Source organism: Cellulosimicrobium sp. I38E (assembly GCF_001647255.1).
Classification (GTDB): Bacteria; Actinomycetota; Actinomycetes; order Actinomycetales; family Cellulomonadaceae; genus Cellulosimicrobium; species Cellulosimicrobium cellulans_E.
Map to the genome: position 1 here is coordinate 1 of NZ_LUAZ01000096.1, position 4173 is coordinate 4173.

Consider the following 4173-nt stretch of genomic DNA (forward strand, 5'->3'; position numbering starts at 1 on the left):
TTCTCGGGCAGGACCCGCCGCTCGATCGCGACGGTCACCGGCACCGGGCCCGTGACCGTCGCGATCGAGCGGCGGGTCCTGCCCGAGAACGTCCCCGCGGTGACGCGCTGGGTGCAGAACGGCGTGAACCTCGCGAACCGCTACCCCGGGTTCCTCGGCTCCGGCTGGGTGCGCGCGTCCGCCGGGTCGCACGACTGGCACATGCTGTACCGCTTCGCCGACGCCGCCACGCTCGACGCGTGGGAGACGTCGCCGGACCGGGTGCGCTGGCTCGCGCAGGGGCGGGACCTCGTCGAGGAGACGCGGGTCGAGCGCCGCACGGGCATCGAGGGCTGGTTCGACGCCCCGACGTCGACCGCGCCACCGGCGAGCGCGACGGTCGCGGCGCCGCCGCGCTGGAAGCAGTCGGTGAGCATCTGGCTCGGGTTCTTCCCGGTGAACCTCGCGTTCACGCTCCTCGTCGGGGGTCTGGTCCCGGCGTGGGACGCCGTGCCGGTCGTCCCGCGCGTGCTCGCCACCACGCTCGTCCTCACGCCCGTCATGACGTACCTGGTCCTGCCGCGGGTCACGCGGCTGCTCGCCCCGTGGCTCGCCCGCCCGCCGCGGTCCGGGGCGCGTCGCTCCCGCCCCGCGGCCCGGAGGTGACGACCCGGCGCCCTGCCTAGCCTGGAGGGATGGACACCGAGATCGAGAACACGACCGACGTCCTCGTCACCCTCGGTGCGGTCGCCGCGGGCATCCTGCTGGCGTTCGTCCTGGGGACGGTGATCTCCGCGGTGGTCCGCCGGGCGGGCCGGCGCAGCGAGCTCGCCCGCGACCTCTCGCGGCGGCTGCGCCGACCGGACCGGGCGGTGCTCACCGTCGTCGCGGTGTGGATCGCGGTCCGCCTGACCACGGACGCGTCCACGCCGTGGCGCCCCGCGGTCGAGCACCTCCTGCTCATCGCGCTCATCGTCGTCGGCGCGTGGTGGGTGGGCGCGATCGCGTTCGTGCTCGAGGACTCCGCGCTCCAGCGCTACCGCATGGACACCGCGGACAACCGGCACGCGCGCCGCGTCCGCACCCAGATCACGGTGCTGCGCCGGCTCACCGTGGCGGTGATCGTCGTGTGCGCGGTCGCGGGCATCCTGCTCACGTTCCCGGCGGCCCGCGCGGCCGGCGCGAGCCTGCTGGCGTCCGCGGGGCTCATCTCCATCGTCGCGGGCCTCGCGGCCCAGACGTCGCTCGCGAACGTGTTCGCGGGCATGCAGATCGCGTTCACGGACGCGATCCGCGTCGACGACGTCGTGGTGCTCGAGGGCGAGTGGGGCCGGATCGAGGAGATCACCATGACGTACGTCGTGGTGCACCTCTGGGACGACCGCCGCCTCATCATGCCGTCGACGTACTTCACGACGACGCCGTTCCAGAACTGGACCCGGCGCGCCGCCGACCTGCTGGGGACCGTCGAGCTCGACCTCGACTTCGAGGTGCCGGTGGGCCCCATGCGGGCCGAGCTGCGGCGCCTCCTCGCGCTCACCGACCTGTGGGACGAGCGCGTGGGCATCCTCCAGGTGACCGACGCCGTCGGGGGCCTCGTGCGGGTGCGCGCGCTCGTGAGCGCGCACGACGCGCCCACCTTGTTCGACCTGCGGTGCTTCGTGCGCGAGGGGCTGGTCGACTGGCTGCAGCGCGCGGCGCCGCAGGGCCTGCCCCGCACGCGCCTCGAGCGGGCGGTCGACGCCCTGGAGGTCGGCGGGCCCGACGAGCGGGAGGGGTCGGGTGCTCTCGGGCCGGACGGCGCGGAGGCGCCCGGCGGTCTCGACCGCGACGCCGCGGAGGACGGCGCGCCCGTCGCCCCCGCGCGACCGCCCCGGCTCCCTGCCGAGCGCGGGTCGCGCCGCGCCGACGCGCCCGTCGTCCTCGGGACGATCCGACGCGCGGGCCGGGGCGCGGGCGCCGCGCCGAGCGAGGACCCGACGCGGCTCGTGGGCGTCGTCCCGGGTCCGGCCGGCGGCCCGGGCCGCCCCGGCGGCGCGGGCGACGGGAGCGCCGCCGACGCCGAGGTGCCGGGGGGTACCCGGCCGCTGCCCGCCGTCGGGCACGACGCGTACGACGACGCCACGCCCGAGGCCGCCGAGTCCGCCTTCTTCAGCGGCACGCCCGAGGGCGAGGAGCGCTCGCGGGCGTTCGCCGGGCCCGGCCAGGACGTCATCGACGAGCGCGAGCGCACGGCCGAGCACGGCGTCGTGCCCGACGACGAGCCCGTGAGGTCGGGCGCGGACGACGAGCGGCAGGCCGACGTCCACGGGGACGGCGACCGCCGCGACGGCGACCACGGCCGACCACGCGGCTGACGGCCGGGAGCGCCGTGCCCCGCCGCGGACCGGGTGCTCGGGCGCGGGGAGTCGCCGTCAGTCGAGCCCGGGGACCTCGACCGTCGCGTCGGCGTAGGGCGCGACGAGGAGGGTCGCGGTGGCCCAGCCCCGCGTGAGGAGCCCGGTGTCCGAGTCGGGCTCGGAGTGACGCTCCGTGCCGGAGTACTGGAGCACGAGGTGCCGGTCGCCGTCCTCGTGGATGTTCGCCTGCACGAGCCCGAACGTGGCGAGGGGTGCCTGCCGCAGCCCGCGCAGCCGGTCGGGCGGGACGTCGGGGACGTTGACGTTGAGCGTGCGCCGGTCGAGCGGGACGTCGCGCGAGCCGTCCCCGTCCATCCAGGCGAGCACGTGGTCGGTGACCAGGCGCGCGGTGTCCCAGTGCTGCGGCTCGGCCGCGTCGACCGAGACGGCGAGCGACCGGATCCCGTGCGTCATCGCCGACAGGGCCGCCCCGACCGTCCCCGAGTGCAGGATCGCGTTGCCGGTGTTGGCGCCCTTGTTCGCCCCCGAGAGCACGAGGTCCGGGCGCGGGCCGAACCCGCCGTAGGCGGCGACGAAGGCGATGAGCGCCGGGGCGGCCCGCACGGCGTACGACGTCACGCCGTCGGGCAGGCCGGGCGCGGGTCTCGACTCCACCGCGAGCCGGCCGTCGCGCTCGGCGCCGAGCAGGGACGCGCTCGCGCCCGAGGACTCGCGGGCGGGGGCGGCGACGACGACCTCGTAGCCGGCGTCGAGCGCGGCTCCGGCGAGGACCGCCAGTCCGGGGGAGTCGATCCCGTCGTCGTTGGTCACGAGGGCGCGCACGGTGGTTCTCCTCTGTCGTCGGGGATGCGGTCGGTGCTGGGTCAGGCGGGGGCCTCGCGCACCGTGATCCGGCGCGCGAGTCGTTCGATCTGGTCGCGGCGCCCGGTCCCGAGACCGCGCCGCGTGACGTTGAGCGCGCCCGCCGCGGCGCCGAGGCGAACCGCGCCGGGCAGGTCGAGGCCACGACCGAGCCCGACGGCGATGCCCGCCGTCATGGAGTCGCCCGCGCCCCGGTGGTCGACGGTCGTGATGCGCGGCGTGCGCACGGTGTACGTGTGCTCGCGCGTCACGAGCAGCGAGGGGTCGTGCGCGCGCGAGACGACGACCGCGCGCGGCCCGGCGTCGACCATCCCACGCGCGGCGGCGAGCAGCGCCGCCTCGGTGTCGTCGTCGGCGAACCCGCCCTCGACCATCTCCTCGTGGCTGATCTTGAGCACCGCGCCGGGCGCGTCCGCGACGGCGCGCGCCTGGTCCCCGGAGAGGTCGGCGACGACCTGCCGCTCGGACGCGTGCAGGTCGCGCGCGAGGCGCCCGAAGAACGAGGCCGGGACCCCGATCGCGGTCTCCGACCCGGTGAGGATGGTCACCGCGGCGTCGAGCCCGGACACGAGGACGGTGCCGTACAGGTCGTCGACCTCGTGGCGGTTGAGCGGGAACGGGTCCATGGTCACGACCTCCTCCCGGTGCCCGCTCCGCCGGTCGTGGACGTACGCGCCGTTCCCGCCGGTCGTCGTCGCGCGCAGGTCGAGGTTCTCGGCCCGCGCGAGGTGCGCGGCGACCGTCCCCGTCTCGCCGCCGAACGGGCCGCACACGACGACCTGCGCGCCGAGCGAGTACGCCATGCGCGCGAGCCACAGGCCCTGGCCGCCGGGGTGGACGTGCACCTCGGGCGACGTCTCGTACGGCCCGGCGGGCTCGATCTCCACCGTGAGCAGGGGTGTCAGGGCGAGTACGCACACGCTGGGGACGCGGGCGGGTGCGTACTCGCCCTGACACCCCTGCTCACGGTGGA

At 76.4% G+C, this 4173-nt stretch carries 4 protein-coding genes; 2 read left to right on the forward strand and 2 right to left on the reverse strand.

The genetic code is table 11. The annotated features are described in order from the left end of the window. Nucleotides 1–24: 24 nt before the first annotated feature. Both A0J59_RS20925 and A0J59_RS22670 read left to right on the forward strand, forming a co-directional pair. Nucleotides 25–645, forward strand: coding sequence for an antibiotic biosynthesis monooxygenase (locus A0J59_RS20925; RefSeq protein WP_064317343.1), 621 nt, complete (start codon nt 25–27; stop codon nt 643–645). A 29-nt stretch (nt 646–674) separates the two neighbouring features. After that, nucleotides 675–2336, forward strand: a complete 1662-nt coding sequence (locus tag A0J59_RS22670) for a mechanosensitive ion channel domain-containing protein (RefSeq protein ID WP_082379517.1) — start codon at nt 675–677, stop codon at nt 2334–2336. A gap of 57 nt (nt 2337–2393) precedes the next feature. Here the strand turns inward: A0J59_RS22670 and surE are convergent, their stop codons facing one another. Both surE and A0J59_RS20940 read right to left on the reverse strand, forming a co-directional pair. After that, nucleotides 2394–3161 carry a 5'/3'-nucleotidase SurE gene (surE, locus tag A0J59_RS20935; RefSeq protein WP_064317342.1) on the reverse strand — a complete coding sequence of 256 codons (768 nt, stop codon included), beginning with the start codon at nt 3159–3161 and terminating at the stop codon, nt 2394–2396. A gap of 41 nt (nt 3162–3202) precedes the next feature. Continuing rightward, nucleotides 3203–4120 carry a 1-phosphofructokinase family hexose kinase gene (locus A0J59_RS20940; RefSeq protein ID WP_053369421.1) on the reverse strand — a complete coding sequence of 306 codons (918 nt, stop codon included), beginning with the start codon at nt 4118–4120 and terminating at the stop codon, nt 3203–3205. Nucleotides 4121–4173: the final 53 nt, after the last annotated feature.

What these genes read in the sequence shown, in the direction of transcription:
- A0J59_RS22670 (WP_082379517.1), top strand. Translation starts at nt 675, where the DNA reads ATGGACACCGAGATCGAGAACACGACCGACGTCCTCGTCACCCTCGGT.